This is a genomic window from Clostridium sp. UBA5119, assembly GCF_002414285.1.
Classification (GTDB): domain Bacteria; phylum Bacillota; class Clostridia; order Clostridiales; family Clostridiaceae; genus Clostridium_J; species Clostridium_J sulfidigenes.
In genome coordinates this window covers 21,885-22,640 of the sequence record NZ_DHYX01000030.1, presented here as the reverse complement: position 1 = coordinate 22,640, position 756 = coordinate 21,885, and the positions used below count along the sequence as shown (strand labels likewise).

Annotated in this window: 1 protein-coding gene; it reads left to right on the top strand. The window is 31.5% G+C overall.

Annotation, left to right across the window (positions count from 1 at the left end; genetic code table 11):
- Window positions 1–95: 95 nt before the first annotated feature.
- The coding region (locus B2671_RS03635) for a D-alanine--D-alanine ligase (RefSeq protein WP_346869195.1) at window positions 96–756 on the top strand (661 nt) is incomplete at its 3' end.

Genomic DNA, 756 nt, shown 5'->3' with positions numbered 1-756 from the left:
TTCTGTTAGTAAGCTTCAAAGGAGTTAAGAAATCTGTTAATTTTAACAATGAATAGATTGTACCAAGGATAAAATTATTGTTAGGAGTGATAAATATGAAGAAGGTAGCAATACTATTTGGAGGACAATCAACAGAACATGAGGTGTCTAGGGTATCTGCAACATCTGTTCTAAATCATATAGATAAAGAAAAATATAGTATATTTCCAGTAGGTATAACTAAAGAGGGAAAATGGTTTCTTTATAAAGGTGATATGGAGAATATAGGAAATGGAAAATGGGAAGAAGACTTTAAAAATCAAGTTGAAGATGGAATTAAATTATTACTAAATAAAGAGGTAGATGTAGTATTTCCTGTACTTCATGGTATGTATGGTGAGGATGGTACTATTCAAGGGCTATGTAAACTGATGAAATTACCATGTGTAGGTCCTTCAGTTATGAGTTCAGCTGTATGTATGGATAAGGTTTATACGAAATATCTTTTAGAACATGAAGGTATAAAACAAGCAGACTATGTAGTGGTAAATGCCTTTGATTATGGAAATGATAGTGAAAAATTTATAAATGAAATTGAACATAAGTTAGGGTATCCTTGTTTTGTAAAACCGGCTAACAGTGGTTCTTCTGTAGGAATAACTAAAGCTCATGATAGGGAAAGTCTTGAAAATGGATTAATAGAAGCTTTAAAACATGATAGAAAGATTCTTGTGGAGGAAGGATTAAATGCTAGGGAAATAGAAGTTTCTGTACTTG